1 protein-coding gene is annotated in these 901 nt (G+C 50.9%); it reads left to right on the top strand.

All coding sequences use genetic code 11. The annotated features are described in order from the left end of the window. The coding region (locus DWX84_RS21390; protein WP_147431262.1) for an MraY family glycosyltransferase at positions 1–901 on the top strand (901 nt) is incomplete at both ends.

Here is a 901-nt window from a genome sequence, read left to right on the forward strand (position 1 = left end):
CGAGGATCTTGGTGATCTCCCACAAGAAACGGTTATATGATGTCCCGGATTCCCGTAAGGTACATACGACGCCGGTCCCCCGTCTGGGCGGCCTGTCGTTTTTTCCGGTGATCCTGATGTCCATGTTCCTTGTGATAGGCTTCCGCCTGTACTTTTGGGATATGGACTCATCGAGCCTGTCGTTCAACATGCTTTATGAGTATCTCTTTCTGTTCGTGGGCATGACGCTACTCTATCTAGTGGGTGTCTGCGACGATCTTGTGGGTGTTGGCTACCGTTACAAGTTCGCCGTCCAGATCGTGTCGGCATTATTATTGGTACTGTCCGGTAATTGGTTCGGTTCCTTGGGAGGCTTGTTCGGTGTATACTCGGTTCCCGCTTGGGTGGGAATCCCCGTCACGGTCTTTATCGTAGTGTATATCACGAACGCCATTAACTTGATAGACGGTATCGATGGCTTGGCCTCCGGTTTGTGCAGTATCGCCCTGTCGGTCTTGAGCGTGATCTTCTTTATCCGCATGCAGTATGTGTACGCCTTGTTGGCCATTTGTACGCTGGGAGTCCTCATGCCTTTTTGGTGTTACAACGTCTTTGGCAACGCAAACCGTGGCCATAAGCTCTTTATGGGTGATGCGGGTAGTCTTACGCTGGGTTACGTGATCGGTTTCCTGATCATCCACCAGTGCGTGTCGAACCAAGTCTCACCGGAGTTACCAAATCCCTATATGGTGATCGCTTTCTCCACGGTCTTGGTCCCTTTGCTCGATGTAATCCGTGTGGTGCTTCATCGCCTTCGTAATCATCGTAACCCGTTCTTGCCCGATAAGAATCATTTCCATCACAAGCTGCTTCGTACGGGTATGCGTGTACGGATGGTGATGGTGACGATTCTGTGCGTATC

It is taken from the genome of Parabacteroides sp. AF21-43, from assembly GCF_003635435.1.
In the GTDB taxonomy this organism is placed as follows: Bacteria; Bacteroidota; Bacteroidia; order Bacteroidales; family Tannerellaceae; genus Parabacteroides; species Parabacteroides distasonis.